This window comes from Sphingobacterium faecium, from assembly GCF_003054045.1.
Taxonomy (GTDB): domain Bacteria; phylum Bacteroidota; class Bacteroidia; order Sphingobacteriales; family Sphingobacteriaceae; genus Sphingobacterium; species Sphingobacterium faecium.
This window is the reverse complement of record NZ_QBKH01000008.1, coordinates 77,289-102,346: the sequence shown is the minus strand read 5'-3', so window position 1 is coordinate 102,346 and position 25,058 is coordinate 77,289. Positions and strand designations below refer to the sequence as shown.

General features: G+C 36.0%; 19 protein-coding genes and 1 tRNA gene. 10 read left to right on the top strand and 10 right to left on the bottom strand.

Features of this window, described 5'->3' with window-relative positions; all coding sequences use genetic code 11:
- The first annotated feature begins 12 nt into the window (after positions 1-12).
- Positions 13-4,353, top strand: a complete 4,341-nt coding sequence (locus tag C8N37_RS20110; RefSeq protein WP_244914486.1) for a translocation/assembly module TamB domain-containing protein — start codon at positions 13-15, stop codon at positions 4,351-4,353.
- A 225-nt stretch (positions 4,354-4,578) separates the two neighbouring features.
- Here the strand turns inward: C8N37_RS20110 and C8N37_RS20105 are convergent, their stop codons facing one another.
- Together C8N37_RS20105 and C8N37_RS20100 are read right to left on the bottom strand one after the other, a co-directional pair.
- The gene (locus tag C8N37_RS20105; RefSeq protein WP_108160612.1) at positions 4,579-5,904 is read right to left on the bottom strand and encodes a trigger factor; all 1,326 of its coding nucleotides are present in this window, start codon (positions 5,902-5,904) and stop codon (positions 4,579-4,581) included.
- Between the two features lie 76 nt (positions 5,905-5,980).
- A tRNA-Leu gene (locus tag C8N37_RS20100) sits at positions 5,981-6,062 on the bottom strand.
- 158 nt (positions 6,063-6,220) lie between these two features.
- On the opposite strand from C8N37_RS20100, the gene C8N37_RS20095 reads away from it, so the two are divergent.
- The 4 genes from C8N37_RS20095 to creD are packed head-to-tail and all read left to right on the top strand — an operon-like array spanning position 6,221 to position 9,149.
- A complete protein-coding gene (locus C8N37_RS20095) occupies positions 6,221-6,838 on the top strand; it encodes a hypothetical protein (protein WP_108160611.1) in 618 nt (205 codons plus the stop codon).
- Positions 6,838-7,140 (top strand): winged helix-turn-helix domain-containing protein, encoded by a 303-nt coding sequence (locus C8N37_RS20090; RefSeq protein WP_108160610.1) that lies wholly within the window; start codon positions 6,838-6,840, stop codon positions 7,138-7,140. Before C8N37_RS20095 ends, C8N37_RS20090 begins: the two co-directional genes overlap by 1 nt.
- Before the next feature lie 51 nt (positions 7,141-7,191).
- Positions 7,192-7,695, top strand: a complete 504-nt coding sequence (locus C8N37_RS20085) for a Coq4 family protein (protein ID WP_108160609.1) — start codon at positions 7,192-7,194, stop codon at positions 7,693-7,695.
- 11 nt (positions 7,696-7,706) lie between these two features.
- Complete coding sequence (gene creD, locus C8N37_RS20080) at positions 7,707-9,149, top strand: cell envelope integrity protein CreD (protein ID WP_108160608.1); 1,443 nt, start codon at positions 7,707-7,709, stop codon at positions 9,147-9,149.
- Positions 9,150-9,238: 89 nt separating this feature from the next.
- Here the strand turns inward: creD and C8N37_RS20075 are convergent, their stop codons facing one another.
- Positions 9,239-9,871, bottom strand: a complete 633-nt coding sequence (locus tag C8N37_RS20075; protein WP_108160607.1) for a DUF6266 family protein — start codon at positions 9,869-9,871, stop codon at positions 9,239-9,241.
- Between the two features lie 538 nt (positions 9,872-10,409).
- On the opposite strand from C8N37_RS20075, the gene C8N37_RS20070 reads away from it, so the two are divergent.
- The 5 genes from C8N37_RS20070 (at position 10,410) to C8N37_RS20050 (ending at position 14,238) form a co-directional block, all read left to right on the top strand.
- Positions 10,410-10,856: an Hsp20/alpha crystallin family protein gene (locus C8N37_RS20070; RefSeq protein WP_108160606.1), complete on the top strand. Its 447-nt coding sequence runs from the start codon at positions 10,410-10,412 to the stop codon at positions 10,854-10,856.
- A gap of 76 nt (positions 10,857-10,932) precedes the next feature.
- Positions 10,933-11,223: a hypothetical protein gene (locus C8N37_RS20065; RefSeq protein WP_108160605.1), complete on the top strand. Its 291-nt coding sequence runs from the start codon at positions 10,933-10,935 to the stop codon at positions 11,221-11,223.
- 186 nt (positions 11,224-11,409) lie between these two features.
- Positions 11,410-12,258 (top strand): COG1470 family protein, encoded by an 849-nt coding sequence (locus tag C8N37_RS20060; RefSeq protein ID WP_108160604.1) that lies wholly within the window; start codon positions 11,410-11,412, stop codon positions 12,256-12,258.
- A gap of 32 nt (positions 12,259-12,290) precedes the next feature.
- On the top strand, positions 12,291-13,283 hold the full coding sequence (locus C8N37_RS20055; RefSeq protein ID WP_108160603.1) for an ABC transporter ATP-binding protein: 993 nt from the start codon (positions 12,291-12,293) through the stop codon (positions 13,281-13,283).
- Positions 13,252-14,238, top strand: a complete 987-nt coding sequence (locus C8N37_RS20050) for an ABC transporter permease (protein ID WP_108160602.1) — start codon at positions 13,252-13,254, stop codon at positions 14,236-14,238. Before C8N37_RS20055 ends, C8N37_RS20050 begins: the two co-directional genes overlap by 32 nt.
- Before the next feature lie 64 nt (positions 14,239-14,302).
- Here the strand turns inward: C8N37_RS20050 and C8N37_RS20045 are convergent, their stop codons facing one another.
- The 7 genes from C8N37_RS20045 to C8N37_RS20005 all read right to left on the bottom strand — a co-directional run bounded on the left by C8N37_RS20045 (position 14,303) and on the right by C8N37_RS20005 (position 25,051).
- A complete protein-coding gene (locus C8N37_RS20045; RefSeq protein WP_108160601.1) occupies positions 14,303-14,851 on the bottom strand; it encodes a hypothetical protein in 549 nt (182 codons plus the stop codon).
- Between the two features lie 1,026 nt (positions 14,852-15,877).
- Positions 15,878-16,486, bottom strand: coding sequence for a toxin-antitoxin system YwqK family antitoxin (locus C8N37_RS20030; protein WP_108160598.1), 609 nt, complete (start codon positions 16,484-16,486; stop codon positions 15,878-15,880).
- A gap of 441 nt (positions 16,487-16,927) precedes the next feature.
- Positions 16,928-18,409, bottom strand: a complete 1,482-nt coding sequence (locus C8N37_RS20025; protein ID WP_108160597.1) for a calcineurin-like phosphoesterase C-terminal domain-containing protein — start codon at positions 18,407-18,409, stop codon at positions 16,928-16,930.
- Positions 18,410-18,462: 53 nt separating this feature from the next.
- A complete protein-coding gene (locus C8N37_RS20020) occupies positions 18,463-20,235 on the bottom strand; it encodes a hypothetical protein (protein WP_108160596.1) in 1,773 nt (590 codons plus the stop codon).
- A gap of 88 nt (positions 20,236-20,323) precedes the next feature.
- The gene (locus C8N37_RS20015) at positions 20,324-23,131 is read right to left on the bottom strand and encodes a M16 family metallopeptidase (protein ID WP_170114573.1); all 2,808 of its coding nucleotides are present in this window, start codon (positions 23,129-23,131) and stop codon (positions 20,324-20,326) included.
- A 6-nt stretch (positions 23,132-23,137) separates the two neighbouring features.
- Positions 23,138-23,593 (bottom strand): hypothetical protein, encoded by a 456-nt coding sequence (locus C8N37_RS20010; RefSeq protein ID WP_108160594.1) that lies wholly within the window; start codon positions 23,591-23,593, stop codon positions 23,138-23,140.
- A 3-nt stretch (positions 23,594-23,596) separates the two neighbouring features.
- Positions 23,597-25,051, bottom strand: a complete 1,455-nt coding sequence (locus C8N37_RS20005; RefSeq protein WP_108160593.1) for a RagB/SusD family nutrient uptake outer membrane protein — start codon at positions 25,049-25,051, stop codon at positions 23,597-23,599.
- Positions 25,052-25,058: the final 7 nt, after the last annotated feature.

Here is a 25,058-nt window from a genome sequence, read left to right as displayed (position 1 = left end):
GCACTGATTACATTGGCTAGCATACTCGTTTTGCTAGGTGCATTGATGCTATCGTTACAATTAGAGCTTGTTCAAAATTTTATTTCCAAAAGAGTTGTTTCTTACCTCTCAAAAGAATTAAATACAAAAATTGCTTTAAAAAGAATTTATTTCAAACCTTTCCAATCATTAGTCCTAGAAGGTTTTGAATTATACGATACCAAAGGCGATACCATTCTGATTGCTGAAAAATTAAATGCAACCGTCAATCTAAATCAATATTGGGATCACAATAAAATTGTAATCAATAAACTGAGCTTAGAAAATACAACGGCCTATTATCAGGTATATAAAGATAGTTCCAATATTAAATTTTTATTAAATTACTTTAGCTCTCCTAAAAAAAACGATCAAAAATTAAGTAAAAAACTAGATATTGATTTAAAACAATTGAAATTGGTCAATAATCAATTTCGTTATATCGATCATACCAAGAAGCACTATGCGAAAGTGGTCGATTTTGGAGATCTTGACGTTAAACAATTAAATGCTGATTTTCAAAATATAAAGCTTGCAGACAATTCCATCCAAGTTGATATAAAGCAATTAAATCTACGTGAAAAAAAAGGATTACAGGTTAAAGGATTAGTTGCAAACGCATTGGTAAGCAACAAGAAAATTGAATTGAAGAAACTTTTATTAATCACGAATAAATCCACTGTAAAAGACTATGTAAAATTAGAGTTTAATACTTTCGATGACTTTTCAGATTTTAACAATCGTGTTGATGTCAGTTTACGGATCAAAAATTCAGTACTACATTCGGAAGACATTGCTTTCTTTTCTTCTACCATGCATCGTGTCAAGTTTGATCTAAAAATAAAGCAGGCGATTGCACAAGGTAAAGTAAATCATATTGACGCTAAAAATGTACATATTGAAACTGAAAAATCTACTCAATTAAAGGGTAATGTTAGGATTTTGGGACTTCCCGATATCGATCAAACCCATTTTAAATTAACGAATCTCAAAATACAATCTACGTTCGAAGACTTACAGTCTATTCTGCCCAACCTGAGTAATAACAAAAACTTCAAGCTTCCACAACTTGTAAAATCATTAAATACAATTTTATACCAAGGAGATTTGGATGGATTATACAACCATTTTCAAATTCATGGAGAATTAAAAACAGATTTAGGTACCATAAGCACAAAATCTTCCTTAAATTTTCAAAAAGAGATTGATTTTTCGGGTCTTTATCAGTCCAAATCTTTTGATTTTGGAAAATTATTGAACAATAATCTTTTAAAAACTACTGGTTTTAATCTTGATCTAAAAGGCAGAGGCAGCAGCTCAAAAACACTTTCATTAGCAGTAGATGGAAGCTTAGAAAATTTTGATTTCCGAAATTATCGCTATCAATCCATTCCTGTTAAAGGATCAATCGTCAACGAAAAGTTTACAGGGTCTGGTGCTATACATGACCCTAATGCTAAAATTAATTTTCAAACAGATATAGATTGGTCCAATCCCGCTATTCAATATAATCTGGATGCAACTATACAGGAGACAGACCTCTATGCGCTACATCTGGTACAACAACAAGGCATCCTTATTCACAACACAGCAGTCCAAACTAATCTAACTGGAAGTTCAATCAATAATCTAGTCGGAGATTTACATGCTAATAATGTTCAATTCAGCACCAAAAAAGGCAACTTTGATATTAAAGAAATTATATTTAAAGCTGTAGGAGATGAGCGAAACAGGGCATTAACTTTATCCTCAGACGTTGTAGACGCAACTCTTAATGGTCAGATTGACCTCAATACGATCACACCCTATTTTAAGATGCTTGCTATGCGTTATGCTCCAGCAATTGGTTTTGAAACAGAGTCTTATAATAATCAGAACTTTGAACTGAACCTCAACATCAAATCTTTCCAGCCTATCGCTACTTTCTTTAAAAAAGAAATCAGCCTAGATAGCGGCGCCACCCTTCATGCCAAATTTTCAAGTGAAGAACATCATGCGCAATTCAATTTATACAGTCCTATTTTCAACTATAATGGAATAAAGATTTCTAACCTGATTATTGATCAAATTTCAAATACAGAATCCATGGCTGTATCTGCTTCTGCAGACCGTATCAATCTAACCGATAGTACTTATATAAACAATATCAATATTGCGAATATACTTTCCAGCGATAGCTTACGTTTCAACGTCAAATTATCAGAACTCGATGCGAGTAATAATTTAGATCTGAATGGTGTAATTCGTTTTGCACATCAAAAACCCGCGTTCATTAACTTTGATCCATCGACCATTATTATCAATAAAAACAAATGGGCGCTCACACAAGGATCCGAGCTCAAAGTATCCAAAGGGAAATGGTTTCTTCAAAATTTAACCTTAAAACATGATGAACAAACCGTATTACTGAATGGTGTACTGTCCAATGAAGAAAGTGATCAGTTAAATATTTTATTCAAAGATTTCAACCTCAGTTCTTTAAATGGAATCACAAAACCACTTGGTATTAATATGCTTGGTGAGATGAATGGTAATCTTGAAATTAATTCGCTATTCAAATCACCGTATTTTATTGCCAACCTACAGACAAGCCCTATTATTTACAATCAACTTCCAATCGGTCAATTGAGTTTAAAAGCTAATTATGACCAAAACGCTAATGTTGTTCATCTTGACAGTAAAATTGAAGATGGTAACAAGCAGATAACACTGGCTGGAACATATAATATCAAAGAAGAAAATGATAAAATAAATCTAAAGGCTTCTTTACAAAATACAGATCTCATTCTTTTTCAGCCATTTCTTAAATCACTGGTTTCAAATTTACATGGAAAAGCGAATGCCGAACTCGAGATTAAAGGCGATATCAATAAACCTAAAATAAGCGGAAATGCCAGTTTTAATGATGCCACATTTGTTATTAATTATTTAAAAACGCCCTATCACCTCACCGATAAGGTTATCGTAGTTTCCAATGGCATTTTTCTTAAGAACCTAAAAATTCTAGATCCGAAAAACAATGAAGCTATCGTAAATGGAATGGTAGATTTAAATCAACTTTCCGATCCCAATATCGACATCAAAATTAAAGCAAATAACTTCTTAGCACTCAATACTACCCTCAAAGATAATGACCTCTATTATGGTACAGCCTATGCGAGTGGTGATTTCAATTTCAAAGGATTAACATCAGCAATCAATATAGATATCAAAGCAAAATCCAATGATAACACCATCATAAACATTCCATTTAATAGTGCCATGACAATCACGGATAATGATTTTATCTATTTCATTTCTCCGGATAGTTTAAACAGTTCCAAGCAGATAAAACGAAAGAGTTTCAACGGTATTACGATGAATATGGATCTTTCCTTAAGCCCAAATGCGGAGATGAATTTGTTTACTTCTTTAGGCGGTGTATCTGGACGTGGAACTGGTAATATCACGATGAACATCACTTCTTTGGGCGATTTCGGAATGTTTGGAGATTACATCATTAGTTCTGGAAAATTCAATTTTAAAGCACAAGATTATTTAAACAAAATTTTTGATCTCAAAGAAGGGGGAACGATTCGATGGGCGGGAAAACCTGCTGAAGCCAACATTAATCTAACCGCGGTCTACCAACAAAGAACTTCCTTATCTCCTCTTTATAATGCTGCAGGACAAACGGACAATCCGCAACGTATACTAGCGCAAGCAGATATGAATTTAAAAGGATTATTGAGTCAACCTGAAATAAATTTCGACCTCAATTTCCCACAAGATCCATATGTCAAAGATGAACTTCAGGGTTATCTTTCAGATGTCAATAATATCAATCAACAAGCCCTCAGTTTAATTGTTCGAAGAAGCTTTACACCAGGCTCTCAGACCGATTTTGGAAAAGAGGTCAATAATACCCTACTATCCGCTGGTACCGAGATTGCTTTCAATCAATTGAACAATATCATTGCAGAATCTTTAAATATTAATTTTTTCGATATCAATATTAAATCTCTTAATGATGCCTCAGCATCGCTCAGACTCTTTAATGACCGTTTAATTTTGACCGGAGGTATTACAGACAATAGAAGTAATCAATTGACTGACTTAAATGTATTTTCAGATCGTGTATCTACTGATGCCGAAGCTTTGTTTTACCTTCGTAAAGACGGTCGACTTTTATTAAGAGGCTCCAATCGCTTAAATACACGAAACTTTCTTATCAATCCCAATAGTGAGGATTATGTGAGCGCAATAGGTTTGGTATACCGTCAAGAATTTAATTCATTTTCGGAATTCTTAAAACGGATGTTCCCTTTCAGAAAAAAGAAAAAAGAGACACCATAATACATCTCCAAAACACGACGTCCAATTTGTGTAATGCCGATCTCTTCTTAATCACACATGAAAAATAGAACAGTATTTAAATATTGCGGCATCACAACTAAACCTTTATAAATATAAAAGCAGTGTATCATCAGCATGATCCTTCAGAATCAAACTGAACGTAAACAACAAAAGCCTTTCCAAAAAATGGAAAGGCTTTTTTATAATAATCAGAAGTTAACTAGCTTACGCTAATTTTTCGAATGCTGCGTACTCGATCTCTTCTTTATTGATTTTAATTTGACCTTTTAAGAATTCAAACACTTTAAGTGCTTTTGCTTCTTCAAACAAACGGTTACCTTGTTCTTTATCTTGCAATAACTGAATCGCATATTGTGACAATTGCTCATCACTAGGCTCTTCGTTGATATTGTACATTTTGATTTGTGCATAGATACGTTCTTTTGCTAAATTGATGACTTCATCATATTTAACTTCAAGACTATTTTCAGTAACTACACGGTTTTCAATGATTGTCCATTTCAAGTTGTTCAAGAAATCAGCAAAACCTTCATTCAACTCTTCATCCGAGATGCTAGGGTTAGTTGCTTTTAACCATCTTTTCAAAAACTCTTCAGGGAAAGCTACATCAACTTTTTCCATACCGAACGTATACATATCATTACGTAGACGTTGATCAGAATTTTGTTTGAATAAGTTTTCAACTTCTTCTTTTACCTTTGTTCTGAATTCAGCTTCTTCAGTAACTTCTCCTTCAGCAAACAATTTATTAAAGAATTCCTGATTTAGATCAGACTCTTCTAAACGGTTAATGTTTTTTACCGTCAAATCAAATTTAGTTACATCTAATGCTTCAACTTCTTCTGGAGTAATACCTAAGATACGAGCAATGTCCTCATCTTTGAATGCTTTTTTGATATCAATTTTAACAACATCATCTTGTTTAAGACCTACCAAAGATTTTTTAATCTTTGCATCTTCGATGATATCAGTACGTACTGAAGTTGTTTTCTCAATACCTTCTTCTTTATCTTGTTTCAATGTAGCATATAGTACATCACCTTCTTCAGAAACTTCTGGGTTGGTCATTTTACCGTAGCTACGACGTAAATTTTTGATACGAGACTCTAAAGTTTCTTCATCAGCTTTAATATCATACTCTTTAAATTCAGCGTCTTTTGTAAAAGGATTTACAAATTCTGGAGCTAAACCAATTTCGTAAGTAAATTGGAAGTTATCTTTATAATCCCAGTTATAGTTAGCAGTTTCTTCTACCGGAAGAGGTTGTCCTAAAACTTCTAATTTATTCTCGCCGATGTAAGCTGTAATTTTATCATTGACAATTTTGTTGACTATATCTAACAAAATTGATTTACCATAAGTACGTCTAATGTGTGCAGCAGGCACTAAACCAGGACGGAATCCAGGTAATTTCGCCTTTTTAGCTTGATCCTTGATTTCTTTGTCTACTTGTGGGTTATAATCTTCTGGCGCTAAATCAACTTTAATTACTGCGTTGATCGCGTCAACTTTTTCGTGTGAAATGTTCATACTCTTTCTAAACCGTTACGCATTATTTTGATAAAAAAAATCCTCCCGAGGATTTAAATTCGGGAGGACATTCAAGTGCGGAAGAAGGGACTCGAACCCCCACGTCTTGCGACGCCAGATCCTAAGTCTGGTGCGGCTACCAATTACGCCACTTCCGCATTAGGATTTCTTGTTGGCACAAAGATAGAAACGATATGCATACTATGCAAGTCTTTTCTCAATAAATTTTCATTATTTTTTTATTTATTTTGTTGAGCAAAAAATAAATTTGCATAATTCATTCTTATTCATTTACTTTGAAAAACAAAGTACTTTTATGAAACAAGAAGATTTAGTAAAAGAAATAGCAAGTATTCGAAATTTGATGGAAAAATCCAGCAAATTTATCTCCATTAGCGGAATTTCAAGTGTCCTAATCGGTACCTATGCCCTGCTAGGTGCTGCCTATGCTTACTATGAAATTTATGGATTTGATAGCCAAATGGGATATCGGGATCATTATGTTAACGAACCTGTCATTATTGTAAAATTACTCGTAACAGCAATGCTCGTTTTATTTGCTTCCATTTTTACTGGAGTATACATGGCTATCAAGAAAGCAAAATCAAATAGGCAAAGCATTTGGAATACCACCAGTCGATCTTTATTATATGCTATGGCTGTACCCTTATGTACTGGCGGATTATTTGCTTTAATATCCATATCTAAAGAAAACTACACTGCAGTTGCCTCCATCCTATTGATTTTTTATGGATTAGCACTCACAGCTGGCAGCAATTATACTTTTAATGAAATAAAAGGACTTGGAATTTTAGAAATTGTGCTAGGACTATTAGCTTTGCTTTTTCCTGGAAATGGAATTATCTTTTGGGCTTTGGGATTTGGTGTCTTACACATCATATATGGAATAATCGTTCATAAAAAATACGAATAGTGAATTTTGACTTAACACAGTATAATAAAATATTTGAAAATAAAGTCCGTCTCCAGATCATGAGCGTATTGATGGCTAATGACGAATATGATTTTAATTCATTGAAATCCATATTGGATGTCACGGATGGTAATCTAGCGTCTAATCTGAAGACATTAGAAAAAGAAAATTACATTGAAGTTTTCAAAACATTTGTGGACAGAAAACCAAATACCAGGTATAGAAGAACGATCGAAGGTGAAAAAGCTTTCGAAGAACATCTAAAGGCTCTTGAAAAATTGATTAAACAACAGTACAAATAATTTTTTTATCCATTTACTTTGAATTTCAAAGTACTTTTAAAAACAAAAGAAATGAAGATACGATTATCCATTATGCTTGTCTTGTACAACAAGAGTCAAAAAATTTATACTCAGCTATTCAAGCAGCATAAACGAGCTTGGAATATCAGTAAAGAAGATTTTCTAAATTTTCCGAAAGGATCGCTAGGACATCACCTTGGCATATTCTATCAAGAAAAAGGCTTTGACGTTGTTCCTAAATTAGAAAATCATGATGTATTTCACCTCATCACAGAATCTGGCACCGACATACAGGATGAAGTCGCCATGCAATATTTATTATTGGGCAATGGAAAGGTCAGCCTCTATCAAATTGCTATGATCGCAATTGGTACATTCATCTACCCCGAACACTTCAACATATACCTAAAAGCTTTATCAAAAGGTAATGCCATGCAAAAGTTTCATGATTTAGATTTCGAAACTTTATTAAACATTCCATTACATGAAATTAAAAGCTCCTTGGCATTTGACTTAAAAAAACATCTCAATCATCAAAATTTAACAACATTATAAAATCCAAAATCATGGAAACAAATAAAACACCCCTCTTAGACCGTATTGGTACATCAGTTTTCACCAAATTAATTACCATTTTAATTCTCGTCTTATTACTACTCATCCCTTTATTCTGGGTCAAAGACCTTATTGAAGAAAGAAAGAATCGGCAATCTGAAGTCAGTAATGAAATTGCTTTTAAATGGGCTGGTCAACAGGTAATCTCAGGTCCCATCATTGCCATCCCTTACCAGCTTGTAAAAGAAATTGTCACAACGGATAAAAACATCGTCTCTACCAAGAATACTTACGTCACACAATACGTATACCTATTACCAAAAGCATTAAACATCAACAGTACCATTTCAACGGAATCATTAAAAAGAGGTATTTACAAAAGTGTCGTATACAATGCGCAACTGGATCTAAAAGGGTCTTTTGATGCGATCGATTTTAATAAAATAGATTTGAATGGAGTTGATCTCGAATGGAAAAATGCGAAAATATTAATTGGTTTAAGCGATCTTAAGGGACTTGGAGCTTCTCCTACTCTAGTTTTCAACCAACAGCAAATTGAATTTGAACCTAATATGTCTGCATTAAATCCTTTTGAGAATAATATGATCGCAGCCATAGATCTCTCTGGCACCAAAACAACCTTAGGTGATTTCCAGATCAAGTTCAACGTAAGAGGTTCTCAATCGATTAATTTTCTCCCTCTTGCAAAACAGACGACTATTAAAACAAAAGGAAATTGGGGAAATCCAAGTTTCAACGGAGCAATTTTAGCAGATGATCGAAAAATAACAGCCAATAGCTTTGAAGCCACATGGAATATCCCGAGTTTCAACCGTAAATTTTCGCAACAGTGGGCCGGTGAGGCAGAGAAGCTGTATGAAATTAAAAACAATTACGAAATTAACAATGCTATCCATGAAGGGTATAGCCAAATGACAGAGCCCGCTGCGGCTACTGATAGTAATATCGCGACAGAAAAAGATATGATTCAAATCAACTTCTTGGAAGAAGTCAATAATTATCAAAAAACTACACGCGTAGCCAAATATGGAATATTGATTATTATTTTAACCTTTGCAGCATTATTCTTCACAGAGATCATCAAAAAGCAACGTATCCACCTTATCCAATATCTGTTGATCGGATTTGCGATGGTACTATTCTATTCTCTTTTATTATCCATTAGTGAGCATCTGGGCTTCAATATAGCCTATTTATTAGCTGCTATTGCCACTATTATTTTAATTGCATCATTTATTAAATCCATTACAAAAGACAGCAAGTCCGCTTTTATATTTTCTGGAATTTTAGCCGTTTTCTATAGTTTTATCTTTATCCTGATGCAATTGCGTGATTATTCGCTGATCGTAGGTACAGTAGGTGTTTTTATTATATTGGCTATACTGATGCGCGTATCCACAAAAATCAACTGGTATCAATACGATAAACGATGAGATTAGCTACAGAAGGTATCAAGATGTATTTGACATACATCTTGATACTCCTTAAAAGAAAATGATAAGATATCGTATATTGTTTTTCTTTATACACACCCCCCATAAACAGAGTCAGACAATCGATCATGAACGATATCATAGAAACCGACATAGATATGAATTTGATCACCTCTACTGAACAAATTATCCTCCCATACCAATTTTCCTGCTGTGGATAATGCACCACCATCATTCAAAGCAAAAAAATCTTCAATAACATAAGCCAATACCAGCACCGCAGATGGATGCTCTCCTTTACAGGCCTCTTTATTCCATTCAATATAAAGTTTATTGTCCTTTATAGTTACATGGATGAGTTGAGGAGGTGGCATATCCCCCCTAAAAACCATTACTTTTTCAGGATTTACATAGGGGTTATTATCTGCATCATAATCAATCGAATTGTGGAGTAAATAGGATTGAGCGGATTGAAAAGTACCCACACGGCTACCTTTAGGTGCCATATTTTTATAACCAAAAGCTATTGGTTTCTTAATAAATTTTAAAAATTGAGATACGACCTTCAAACGCTTGCGATTGATGAGCATCAATTCGCTGGGCGGTTTTTTTACTATTGCTGGTAGAGAACGAATAACGGTTTGACCATTTAGTTCATAACCTACCACACTTCCTACTTTACCTGAAAAAGGACCATTTATACCTGCTTTTAATATTGCCATAATGGTTTATTTATATTGGAAATTTATTAAGATATATAACCTGCTATGGGCGCATTTATATAGCATTAAATTCTAATTTAATCATTATAGTGATTATATACAAATTATATAGAGGGTTTATAGAGGTTTTCTAGTGTTTTACCTATAGCAACCCTATAGAAACCCTCTATAATAACTCTCGTATATCTATGTAATATAATAATATTTTATCCATCTATTTACAACTATATATATCATGATCTCTCCATGTGTGATGACCAGATACTTCTTTCCTTTAATCAATTTTGATAGCATGAAATGTAGTAAAGGGGAGGGCTATGATCTTATTTCTAATAAACATGGTTGATGAACCGTATAAAATGTTCCCTTAGTTTGTTTACAAGAGGCAATCATGTCAGTTTTTCATGTAAAATTTGTCATTTTTTATGAAAAAATTTCAGTTTCACGAGATCGGTATTTTTTTTGTAGAATATTGAATACAGTCGGCCGACTGAATGAGTTTAATAATTAATTTTTCACTTCATAAAAGGAGGTTATTATGAAACTTGCAAAAAGAAACTTGAACAATTTTTCAATTTTTTCGCCCATGTTTAATGATTTCAACAGAGAACTTTTAAACTGGGGTAATAGTAACTATTCTTCTACGAGTACCACCGTTCCTTCCGTTAATATTAAGGAAGATGGCAATACTTTCGAAGTAGAAGTCGCTGCACCAGGAATGTCAAAAGACGATTTTAAGATCACGCTAGATGGCAACCTATTGACCATATCATCCGCAAAAGAAGAAAAAAATGAAGAAAAACGGGATAACTACACCCGACGGGAGTTTAGCTATCAGTCCTTCCAACGCAGCTTTGAACTTCACAGAGATGTAGTCGATCAGGATAATATCGAAGCTCGTTATGAAAATGGTCTGCTAAGGTTAACCATTCCTAAGAAAGAAGAAGCAAAACAAAAAGAGCCTCGACTTATCGAAATATCATAAGTCATAAAATAGTCCATATATAGGATAGCCTCCGTTGGGAGGCTATCCTATTTTATTAAAATATTATTTTTAAAATATGGAACGATCAAATTATCATATTGAAGTTCAGATGTACTGTCATGATAGTTACATCCAAATTGCCAGATTTGATTTGAGCAGTTGTGAAAAAATAGTTCAGGAACTATTTGACGAATTAAAGTGGGACAGTCAAGCATCGGGCAATAGACTTTTACGCATCGCGCTTATGCGGAACGAGAAAAATAATACAAAAACACAATTAAAGTCATTGGATTGCACACTGGATGAACTGGGAGAAAATATTAAAGCCATTATAAAAAAGACTTTTAGGGCAGTTAACTTTGATTAACCCCTAGGTACAAAGTAAATTGAAAAAACTTAAGTAAACATTATTTTACAATTATTTTTTGATTTTTCTTGATTTTTTTCAAATTGATATTTAATTTGGAACCGTTTTTTTAAGGTAAGTACTACCCTAACCAACATTTTTTTAAAGCTAATATTCTATTTAAATATAAATTTTAGTTATTGGATCATGTTAAACAAACTACTAATTACACGCCTAGGTCTATCTTTTAGACCATTATTTATTTCATTTTTAATACTGGCCAACAGTCTCTACCTATCGGGGCAAACGGTCAGAGCAACAAAGTCAAGCTTTGAAGCAAGATTGCTCAATATTGAAGCGCCCAGCAATGAGCCTTTTCGATACACGACCACATTGACCAATGGGTCATCACAGACAGTTACTTACAATCTAAACGCCCAATTACCAGAGGGATGGCAGATCAGTTATCGAGTAGAGGGATCCCAGGTGACTTCTCTTCAAATGCAAGCAAACAAAGTCCAAGAAATAAACATCGAAATTAACTGCCCGCTGACTACAAAGCCCAACACATATAAAATTCCGTTAAAGGCTATATCCCCAACAGATACACTGCATCTCGATCTAGAAGCTGTTGTAAAGGGTTCCTATGCTCTCCAACTCACCACACCTAGTGGAAGACTTAGTGATGAAGTCGTATCTGGCAGCAACAAGGAAATCCTCCTTCAAGTAAAAAATACAGGAACTCTTCCTTTAAACGCGGTAGAACTGAGCGCTCAGTTGCCCAGCAAATGGGAAGCTACTTTTTCACCTTCAACGATACAGCAGCTAGAGCCTGGCAAGTCGACAGATGTAAAAGTTGACTTGCGCGTACCCGATAAAACCATAGCTGGCGACTATGCTGCAAAATTTGATGTTAAATCACCGAACAGTACTGCTGACATTTCATTTCGTATGATAGTCAAGACCTCTTTACTTTCAGGCTGGGTCGGCATGCTGATTATCCTATTGGCTATCGGGCTGATTTATTATCTTATTCGCAAATACGGAAGACGATAGCACTATTTCATTCAATAAAAAAGATAATCATCATGAAGGATCCTATCATCCAATTGACAGGTTTGACAAAAAACTATGGAAAGGCAAAGGCTGTTGATCATTTAGATCTCAACATATATAAAGGCGAGGTATTCGGTCTTCTCGGTCCCAATGGTGCCGGCAAGACGACGACTATCCTGATGATGCTTGGACTAACCGAGCCGACCACAGGAACAGCTTATGTCTGCGGTCATAATGCCACCCGAAATCCAATAGCTGTTAAAAGAAAAGTGGGCTATCTTCCAGATAATGTGGGTTTCTATCCTGAAATGACCGCATTGGAAAACCTGACTTTCATAGCTGAATTAAACGGACTTCAAAAGTCTAAAGCTAGGTCTGGCGCGCAAGACATCTTAAATCAAGTAGGACTGGGACAGGACATCCATAAGAAAACAGGAGACTTTTCGAGAGGTATGAAGCAGCGACTCGGCCTTGCTGAAGTCCTCATCAAGACTCCTGAAGTTGCTATTTTGGATGAGCCTACCTTAGGTATAGACCCACAGGGTGTAGATGAATTCCTCGAATTGATCAAGCGACTCAGCAGAGAACAGAATCTGACAGTTCTCCTATCTTCGCATCACCTCCATCAGGTACAGCGCGTTTGTGACAGAGTGGGTATTTTTGTTGGTGGAAAGCTACTAGCAGAAGGCTCTATTGATAGTCTTGCACATAAGCTACAGCAAAAAGAGGGCATAACAACATGGATTTCATTTGAAAAAACAAATGCAAACGTAGCGCTATTTGAAGAAGTATTAAAAAACTTGCCTGCTATCAGAAAGCTTTCTGTTGGCGATGACTCGATCGAGATCAAAACAGATGGCGATATAACTGCCACGGCAGTACGTTTACTTGTCAACAACGGTGCTGACATCCTATCTGTACAACGCCATGATTATGCACTCGACTATATCTATAATACATATTTTGAGAACAGTAAAACAAGCAACTCTGAACATGAAAAATCCCACAGTCTCCTCCACAATTAGCCACTCATCGGTTCCAATTCAGGTACTGGTAAATAAGGAAATTGCCTATCATATTCGCAGCTGGCGTTTTATCATACTGATCCTACTTATTGTACTGACATTTGGAGCCTCATTATACGTATCTTCCACCGGGTTGAAAGAGGCTGTCAACAATATGAAAGATCCTGATCAATCATTTTTATATCTCAAATTATTGACCACGACGGACAATTCGATTCCACCATTTCATGTTTTCCTGAATTTTCTAGCGCCACTACTTGGCATAGCACTCGGATTTGATGCGATCAATGCCGAATACAATGGGGGCACATTAACACGTCTGATAGCGCAACCTATCTACCGTGATAACCTCTTGTTTTCAAAATTCTTTGCTCCGCTCACTGTCGTGGGGACGATGTTTATCGCGTTAGTACTTCTAATGATTGGCGGTGGCTTATTAGGTACAGGGGTACGGATCGAGCCTCAGGAACTTTTGCGGATTATAGGTTTTACCCTTATCAGTGTTATATATGTCGCCTTTTGGTTGAGCCTATCGATACTATTATCGATACGGTTTCGCCAACCGGCAACCTCAGCTTTAACCGCAATCGGTATTTGGCTATTTTTTACTGTATTCTTCCCGATTCTTGTCAATCTAGCCATCAGGCCATTTTTACCGAATCCAAACTATATTTCGGAACAGGAATATCTGAGCTACAATGAATTGATATTAAACTTGCTTCGATTATCACCGAGCCAACTATATCTGGATGCGACTACAACCCTGCTCATGCCATCTGTACGGAGCCTCGGTCCTATTGCTATGGAACAAATGATTGGCGCCATTCCTGCACCTCTATCATTTAGGGATAGTTTCTTGATGGTCTGGCCTCAAGTCAGTGGTCTTTTAGCAGCAACGATGACCTGCTTTGCGTGGTCCTATTATATTTTTATGCGAAGAGAAATACGGAGTTAAACGCCGTATATAGGATGAACAATGCACGCTACTGGTACAAACATAGCGTGCATTTTTGTACACTTCAGGAAGTTGCCCATAGCAGATTTAATAGAGATTTAAATAAGCCTCTTGTCTCACTCATTAAAATTGGACTTTTACTCCTATAGTGTACATTTGATTGTGGAAAGATATTTAATAGCGTAGCTTCAAATCTAATCGGCAATTGACTTTTGCCTTTAAAATCACTCAATTCTATAAAATGACCCCAATCTGAATAAGAATCCTTTTCTGATATTCTAGCTAAATTAATGTACAAATCGATATCAACAAGGTCTATTTTTTTGATCTCATTATCAATTTCCAAATACAAATACTTTTCATTAATACGACAGAAATATTCCTTTTTTAATATTTTAATTCTGACTAAAACAAGAATAAATAAAATTAGAAATACAAAAAACAAGGTCAATGAAATAGACTGAACGATCGATTTAATTGAGTCAAAAAAAGAAAACTCAGCTATACAGCCTATTGATAAATTCAAAAATGCTGCAAAACAAAATAAATTTTGATACTTTTTTAATGCATTAAAATTCCTTGGTGATAGCACGACTAAGATTATATCTTCCATTATATACGCTGAATATTGACTTTGAACCTTGTACTAAGCTTACTCTTAGCTCCTTCTCTTAAATAGTATTCATTGCAGCAATATCTTGTCGATCAAGGCGTATCCAAACTTTGTAAAAAGATTATATTACTTATCGCCGCTATTCTATGTACAATAATATTATGCTATCTTTTCAAAATATTTTTCTGGGCTATCATTTGAGTTACGCAATTGTAATTATAGTATTCAGTCTTTTCATACTTCAAAGATCGGTATTACTAAGTGATACCATTCGAAAATGGTGCTTATAATACATTATTTTTCTTTAAGATCTTCCTATCGATTGCGATATAGAGAGCGGTTTGAAATATGACGGAGAACAAAAATAAAACGAATAAGAAGGGCTTCTTATCAAGCCAAGGGGATTCTATCATTAGAAGTAAACTTCCCCAGCCAGTTATCAACACAAAAGCTATATTAAATAGAATATAAAACCCTATGGATTTTATATAAAAATTGTGATCAAATTTATAAAGCCATTTTAATTTTATAAACTGAAATGGCAGTAGGTTTATGAGTAAGAATATAGTCCCTCCCAGTCCAGCTCCATCAAAAACACGTATTAGAAAATCACTTAGAGAATTAGTCCGAATATAAGGTATTTCATAATTTCCACTAATAATATTACCCCAATAACGGTGAATATAAATAATTGGAAATAAAGTGTAGGCTATTACCACATTTATAAAAAATATTGTCTTTCTCTTCATGCTCTAATTATTAACAATCGCTCCTCAAAGTTGATATGGGTTTAATTCCTTTAACAACTCTTTCAATATCAACCCAATCAGGCCGCTCAATTTTAGGACTTACAATATTTGCAACACCACCATGTTGATTAACATAAGTACTTACCTTATCTTGGAAAGACTTCCATAAATTATCTATTATACTCCTTAGTATAAAATGCATATTGAAATGGTTATTTTAGAGCCTAGATCAAGTTAAGATCTATAAAGATATAAATTTAGAAAAGTAAGTTTAGGTCTATTCATCGTAATTCTTCGAGCTTAGCAATTCCCCTGATTCACTGTAGTTTTTCCATAATCCGCTCGGCTCTCCTTCAGTATAATGTACAACATCCCTCAATTTTCCGTTGTTGTAATATCTTTTCCATTCGCCTACCATTTTATCATGCTGATAGTTTCCTAAGATTTCCAGTTTTCCATCATCAAAATAAGTTTTCCATTCTCCGGTCTTTTCTCCTCTAGTAGGAGGATATTTCCCTTCTATGAGCGGTAAATAGTCTTTATACTTTCCAATCTCTTTTAATGATCCGTTATCATGATAGAATTTCCATTCACCTACCTGATATCCATCTTTATAATTTCCCGTTGATTTTAATGTACCATCCTCATAATAGTTCATCCATTCTCCAGTTTTATCGGAACTTACCTGATTACCTCCCAGCCCGATCAAATGTCCTATAGATTTCAATTGTCCATTCTTATAGTGTGCTTTAAATCCGTAGATATTTGTTTTCTTATCTACTAATCCGATCTCAAAAGAGGAGCCATCGTCAAGGGTTGTTTTCTCTTGTGCAAATCCTGTGTAGACTGCTAGTATAAATAAGATAGTACTAAATATTTTTTTCATTATAGGTTTTTTGTAGTTTTAATTTTATAAAAGGTGACCGTCTGATTCTATAAAAGACTTATAAGTGATGATCCTGTTTGCCCTAAAAGATCATAATAGAAGCGTGCGAGGATTTAACATCCACATACATAAGCGCTCGATTATTCAGCACTTTGCTAACATAGGTTTAAAAAATATAAAGTCAAGGTTTTAATGAGCGTCTGTAGAAAACAAAATTCGTTCTTTTCACTGTCAAAAACAATACGTCAAAAGATGTATTTTTTGGATTAAATCTTCATGAGTTCCTGCAAGGTTTATTCAGTAAATTATTTTAGCGTCATTCCAACACCGATGCGAGCAGATTGCCGAATTATCTAAAAATAGTTGATAGTATTTTTGTGAGATCTGGGTTTATGATGATGTAACTAGTCTTAAACATCATATCTAAGACCAATTATATCATTATTTGGAAAAATACTCCATAAACTCATTCTGTACAGAAAAGCCGTAGGAGTCTTGTGCTTTAATGCGAATGATTTTATTCCTATTAGCATTCAACTGTGGCATCGGCAATTCCCAAAGATGGCTAGATTTTCTTTTTCGGAGTGGATTGGCCGTACTGCCAGGACTTGGATATATCTTTTGATTGTTTTTTTCTATAATATGGGCGACAAGCGGATCTATGCTTTTACTAAGTTGCATCTGTAGCCATTCTCCATCATTTAGTTGAACCAGAACTTTGGTACTATCTCCAGCCCCAAATATATTAGCCTGCAATAATCCGTCATTCAAAGTAATATGCATTTGCTTTTTAGCATCCTGTCCAATTGCCTTATACTTAAAAGTATACTGATTATCTTTAATATGGATCACAAAATATCCTCTCGGGCTACCGCATTGCATCATGGCATCTGGCACACCAAAAGCATCCTTTTCTCCTCGCCACCAATTACCACAAGTAGCACCGGCCCCCAGTTCTTGTATTGCATGACTTTTAAAAAAATATCGATCCACCTGATGGGTATGCCCGGACAACAATAAGACATTCTCATATCCTTCCAACTGTTGGAGCACCTCTGCTTTATTTCGTGTAAAAGCCATTGGTATATGCTGACTGAGGACAACTAAAACATCTTTTGGAACATGTGCCAAATCATTCTTTAAAAACGTCAATTGATCGTCGGTCAATCTTCCTTCATAAGAATTTTTGCCCGTAGCAAAGACATTATTCAATACAATAAAATGCGCATGACCATAATTGAAAGCATAATTATCTGCTCCAAACACCGTATTAAAACGGTCATTCATATAAGCTGGATGGTCAACATTACGATCATGATTGCCGACCATAGTCCATGATGTCATCGGAAGAGTCCCAAGAATGTTACCGAAATCAGGCAATATATCCATATTATTATTGACCAAATCGCCTAAGACCAGGTTGAAATCAATATCATTACGTTCAAGAAGCTCCGAAAAAATACTTTTAGCTGCAAATCCGAGTTCTTCTTGATCACTAACCTGAACATCTCCAATTGCTGCAATATTAAAATCTTTTGGTACACTTTTCCTTTTTTGCAAGGGCATGTTATAAACCAGCGTATCCGAAATATGGTTATTTGGATTTAGATAATATGCATTTGCATTACCAATTTTGTTGGCATTTGCATACTGATATGCTGACGGATGGATAGAAAAGATAGATTGTCCAACTTCTGCTTCAAAAGCATAAGCTCCACGACTGTCAGAACTTATTACATGGACACCATTGGATATCAACACCTTGGAAAGCCCCTTCTCCCCTTTATCCTGCATACCATTATTATTTTTGTCTTCAAACACATGACCTTTGACCCATACACTTTTTGCAGATGGGCTTTGTGCCATTGCTTCCACAGCAAATAATACTGCCAAAGCCAACAAATAACTTATTCTATTAATCATATAGTATTAAATCTAAAAGATCGGACAGATATGTTCTGTCCGATCTATTGTTATTACAATCCTGGAATATCGTATTTAAAGAGTGTAGCTTTATTGTTTATGACTGTTATTAGATATGGGATACCCTCTTTACTGATTTGCATAACAAATTTATTCCCATTTTCTGCCGATATTTGTGTAGCGGCATTCCAATTCCCAATACTTTCATTAAATGTACACACTTTGATACCGTTGATAGCATCTCCATAAGCTAAGAAAACGCGACCATCCGGATGTATAGAGATGGCAACATTGTCTCGATTGGCAGAACTACTTGTGGATTGGCTAATTCCATCGCCAAACTGTTTCCAGGTACTACCATTCCAATGCATCACAAATGTTTTATAAGCTGGCGAATTAGATTGATAAACCATATAGATCTGACCATCTGCTGTCACATCAAGATCTATATTTATACCGCCGGAGTTGGACTCAGCAGGACCTACGTTTACATTTCCTACTAGATTCCACACACCATTGTCCAACCTATAAACCGAGGGCTTACGTGTAGCAGTGCCACTTGTTAAATCCATTACAACATAATAAAGCTTACTGTCGCCTCCTTTAAACATCTTAGCATACCACCCAGTAGACGATTGCGCAAAAGTCTGTCCGGACCAAGTAGATCCATTAAAAGATTCTACATAGGTACCTCGATTTGGATAAGGAGATGAAGCACGAGTAAAGACATATCCTTGATAAGGAATATCATTTTCATCCAATTTTAATGTCAAGTAGTTAACTCTATTGAAAGAACCCTGTTGATTTCCAACAAATGACCATGCGTTATTTTCATACTTCATTAAAGATGCATACTGCGCATTAGTTCCTGCTGTATAATCTCTAAATGCTACATAAGGTACCCCTTGTTTCGAAAAGTCAAGAGAAATAAGATCTGCTCGAGTTGGTGTAAAACCTGTATTTCCCCCAAGCGTTTCCCATTGCTTGGTATCGGCATTCCATGTCGTGATCAGCCCCTTACGTAGATCGTCTGTACTTCCAGAAAATTGCACTGATACATAGGGCTGTCTGTTTACAGGGTTAATTTCAAGTCCTGCCTCCGCGACATTATTGATATTTAAAAAATCTGGTAATTGTACAGTAGACCACACAGGAGCAGTAAGTCGACCCACTGTAACGACAAAGTTTTCCGAAGTGCCACTTTGCACATCTTGTAGCTCCAAGCTTTGTGGTAAGGTATAGTCCAATACGGTTTCTTTACTTACGAAATCAGTACCATTATACTTTAAAATGGTACCATTGCTTTTTGTATACCGAGCTACCAATTTCGTCACATCAGCATCTACTGGTAAGTCAACTTTAATATCAAGCTTCGTTATGGTTGCTGGGTAATCTCTAAACAAGTATTCTGGATTGTCTGCGGCATAGAAACCGAAAGACACGATAGAACCGGCCTTTTCAGCCGTCACACTGTACTCCGACATTCCATCGGGTGTCACAAATCGATAGACAACTGTTTGTGTAAAATCAACAGCGCTGATGCCTGATTCTTGAACTTTCTGACCAACATAGGCAATCAATTTATCTGAGCTACCATGAAAAGAAGGTATAGCTTTAGTGATATCGATTGAATTTGGTACCGTAATATGAATCTGCTGACCTTCAATAGTTCCAAATACTGCCTCTTTTAATCCAGGATTGGCCGATGGATCAAAAGAAAAGGATTGCAACTGAACATTATCGGCCAGTAACGCATCTTTTTTACATCCGAAAAGGATTAGGCTAGAGATGGCCATCAACAGATATAAACAATAGTTTTTTTTCATCCTAATATTTTTTTATAGCGATGTGATCATCAGATCTACTTCATACCGCAGCTGGTTTGAAAATTCCGATGATCTCATCTAAATTAAATTATTTTTTAAAACTCTCTGGCAGTAATACTGCCTTCACTTGATAGGCTTTACTCATTTTACTATTTGTGTAGTCCGCAATATCAGCAGCTTTAATTTGGTGTAGCATCTGCTTATACGTAGTAAAAAATGACCAATTAGCAAATTGAAAATAGATGTGATTACGAAGCTCTGCACTCCAAAATGTATCCTTACCCCATTGTTTTTCATAAGCTTGGTATATTTGAACCTTTGCATTTTCAAGTTCTTCAGTAAAATAAGACGGATCTTTTGCAATCTTTGCAAGCTCAACTTGTACCTGCTCTATTAAAAAATCTGCTCGACTAGGTTCACAAGTAAAATTAATCCGCGTACGCATCAATGCTGTTGGTTCGGAAGTCGCACTGACACTCACGCCTACACCATATACCCCAGACTGCTCTTCCCTTAGATTTTTGCGCAATTTTACTTTAAGCACATTCTCCATCAATTCATTTTTGAGGATATCAGGATAATCATACTGAATGGAAGTGGTCTGGTAAAACAGATTTACTGTAGCTTTGTCGGCTTGACCTGCATATTGAATAATTTCTTGATTTTCGCGCTGTGTATATTCCGGAATACGTTGTTCGGAGGTATAAGGACCGCTAGGAAGACCTCCTATATACTGTTCAACCAATGGTTGAATACTATCGGCATCAAAGTCTCCCACCAGCACAAAATCAAAATCTTTAGCCGATTGAAAACGTTCTTTAAATACCGGCACAATACGATCCAGCTGTAGACCTTTTTCAATACGGTCAGCAGATAGATTGCTTTCATCTAGATCATCCGCTCCGATCGCTTTATTGATGGCCAGGTTATAAGCCTCCATGACTTGGAACTTTTTATTTCTTGCAGCATCCAAGCTCTGTTTTTTGACACTACCAAAGATCTTACTATCGACACGTGGTTGTGTCCATTTTAAGTATAGTAATTCGAACATCGTTTTGATATCTTTCCTATTTGCCGAAGCAGATAATCCTTCACGATTGGGTGCAATCATAAAGGTAGCGGAAGCCGAATTTCCATTCAAATATTTGGTCAATGCCGCTCGTGTAAATTCACCTGCACCACTAGCGCCAATGATATTTTTTGCGAAAACGGCATTTACATAATCTGCACTGTCTACCGCGATAAAACCGCCTTTTCTAAATGCCGTCAATTGAACATGGTCTTTTCGACTGTCATTTTTCTTCAGGTAGACTTTTGATCCATTGGAGAGTTCCCATTTAGTTACGCCGATCTCATTGATCGATTGTTTTTGTATGACCTGACCACTTGTCGGCTTATCGCTCAATAACTGTGTTGGAATTTCAATGTTATCCGTCCACCTCTTCAGATCAGCCTGTTTAGCCTGAGCAAATAATTGGCGGAGTGCAATTTCATTGGGGATTTTAGATCCTAAACGCTCTGGAGCAGTAAGCATGACAGCTGTGTTCCCTGGCTTAAAATAACCTTGGAGATGCTCCAAAAGATTTAAAGAATCCAATCGATCGATATCACGCAAGACCTGCTTATTGCGTTCATCCTTATCCATCAATACCTGTCCCGTAAAAAAAACATCCTTTAACTGGCTCAACATCATATTGGCATTCAATTCATTATTTTGGGGCGCCCGCTGTAACTGTTTCTTATATTGCTCTCTATAATCGTTCAGTTCGGAAGAGTTAAACCCATAACGCAACAGTCGCTCACGCTCTTTCAGAAATTTAGCGATGCCTTCTTGTACCTGCCCCTCATACAAGGTAGCTCCACCAACAGATAATCCATTGTTGAGCAAGAGATCTGATACTGACATAGAAGCACTTTTGTAACTATCATCCAATTGTCCAATACGATCAAACCTCTTCTTGATCAGCGTATTGACAGCATTACGTTTTAAATTTTCAAAAAAATCAGCTTCCGTTTTCAAAGCTTTAGACGCTGGTAAAATTCCGATATAGCTAAAATCGATGGTACTAGCCTCTTTGTCTGTGTAGATCTTGATCAGCGTATCTGCATGATTTGACAAACGGTAGGCAATTCGTTTTGCTTCTGGTTTTCTGTTTTTAGCATCTCCAAATAGCTTTTTGACCATCTTTTCAACAACTTTAGGGTCCTGATTGGTGACCACTGCTAGCCCCATCAGATTTGGTCTATACCATTTATGGTAAAAGTCGACCAATGTTGATCTTTGAAAATGGCGGAGTATATCTAATGTACCAATTGGTTTACGGTCGCCATAACGAGAATTAGCAAAGATAAGTGGTAAAGTTTGGTCACTTAATCGCGCAGAAAGACCTTCTTTTGTGCGCCATTCTTCAATGATAATACCACGCTCTTTTTCAATCTCGAGCGAATCAAAACTTAAATTAAAAGCCCAATCACTGACGATGTCCAAGGCCTTCTCCAAGTTTTCATTCGTTTTACTATTGATAGTAATTTTATATACCGTCTCGTCATAAGAAGTGTGTGCATTAAGATCTGCACCAAATTTCACTCCCAGAGACTCTAGATAAGTAATGACCTCATTTTTGGGGTAATGCTTACTTCCATTAAAGGCCATGTGTTCAACAAAATGGGCTAATCCCAATTGGTTGTCTTCTTCTTGCAAACTGCCAGCATTTACAAAAAGTTGGATAGCAGTTTGTTGATTATTGGTGTGATTTGGATAGATAAAATATTGAAATCCGTTTTTCAATTTTCCACGCAACAACTTCGGATCCTGCTTCAGATTCTGAGCCTGCAGAAATCCCGTCGAGACAAGAATAAAGGTCAATAATCCTATTATTATTTTCACAAATGCCATACCCATCTAGATTTTAGTAATTTTTAAGCTCGACTGTTTATGGTCGGGACCTGGCATACCGATCGTAATATCCTTGTCGTTGCTAAGCAATCTGATGATTAATGTATTGTCCTTTTCTTCTTGGATGGGATGATTGATCCAACGAATCGTGATAGGCATCTCTACATATCCAGGTTTAAACAGTAAAGAAGAGCTTGTGTTCAAGATTTCGTAATCAATACCTTCTTTAAGGCCATCACCTACAATGATCTCATATGTTAACGTGACAGGCTCAAACTGAGTTTTAGTACTTAAATAAACCTTATAGTCCACGGGTTCATTTCGATTAGACTGTACGGTTATTTCTGAATCATTATTTTGGTGTATGTAGAAAAAAGGGTGGTCATAAGGTGTCTCCAGCTCTTTGTTACAAGAAACAGATAACATCATCATAAACCCCATTAAAAGTAGCATCTTTTTCATGTCTTATTTATTTACAGTAGGATTTGGTTTAATTGATGGATTAGCGTCCAGTTCCGTTTTCGGAATCGGTAAGATAAAGAGATCATTGGGGTAGTTGACAGTGCAATTAGCTGCTCCGCAATCCGTACCACGGTTGAGACTTTCTTTATAACGCATAATATCATAGATCCGTTGACCTTCAAACGCGAGCTCTTTACGGCGTTCCATTTTGATCTGCTCTAGCAGTTCTTCTGGAGAACTATATTGTACGATGATGTCAGCCACATTCTTATTGAGCGCTCTAGCTCTAATCATTTTAATATCCTCCTCTGCTAAGCTATACTGTTTAGTATGGTAATAAGCTTCGGCACGATTGAGGTATAGTTCAGAAGAGCGGATCACTTTAAAGTTGACCGGCCAGTTGATATCTGGTATAGCAATATTTTTTGCATTTTTAAGCGAAATAGAATTTCCCGAACTGGCTTGTAGTTCATATAGGTTTCTCCTCACATCAGTAGTCTCAAAGAAATTTAAAAATGCTTTGCTTGGGTACGCCAAAAAGGATGTGCGATCTGAATAAAAGCTAGACATATAATTTGCTGATCTCGTATTAAGATTCAATTGCCAGATAACTTCAGACTTGATGCTGTTATAGTCTGATAACTGACTCTCTGCTATAAACATGTCTTTATAATCAGCATTTTTGACTAATGGATAGCTTCCTTTTGACACGACTTCAGAAGCGTATTGGATAGCTTCATCATAACGTCCCATATATAAATAGATACGAGACAATAAGGCACGAGCGGCGTCTGAAGAAGCATAGATACGTGTAGCGGGACTCAAATTATCTAGATACTGTATCCCAGTCTCCATATCTTTTATGATTTGCGCGTAAGTGTCCTTCATCGTTGCACGCGGTAAATTTTGCGATGGTAGAGGCGTTGCTGTTGGAATAGGAATTCCTGGATGGCTTGCATCAGCTGTATAGGTATAGTGTTGTGCATATACATTAGCAAGTGCAAGGAAAAGTAAGCCCCGGATGATGTGGCTCTGCCCTAAATGTCTATTAAAATCATCCAAGCTACCATTCAGAGTAGGTCGAATACCTTCTGCAGAGTTGATGATATTATTGATGTTATTTAAGGCTTCATAACCTGAAGACCAGATAGCCATGGTTCCACCGGTTCCATCCTCTTCATCAACATTATAATTGTAGTCTGTCAACATATAATTTTGAGTTGATGTCGTGCTACGCTGTACATCGTCGCCACGCAAATCACCATAGATGCCGTATTGAGACTGAAAAAAACGAGAAGTTAGACTATAACTACCCATCAAGGCATCACGCATGCCATTGACATTTGAGAATAACTGTTCTTTGCCCAATTGCCCGATAGGCGCTACTTCTAAAAAAGAGCTGCCACAACTTACTAATGAAAAACAGAGTGCAGCAAACGTATATTTAAATAATTTCATTTCAAAT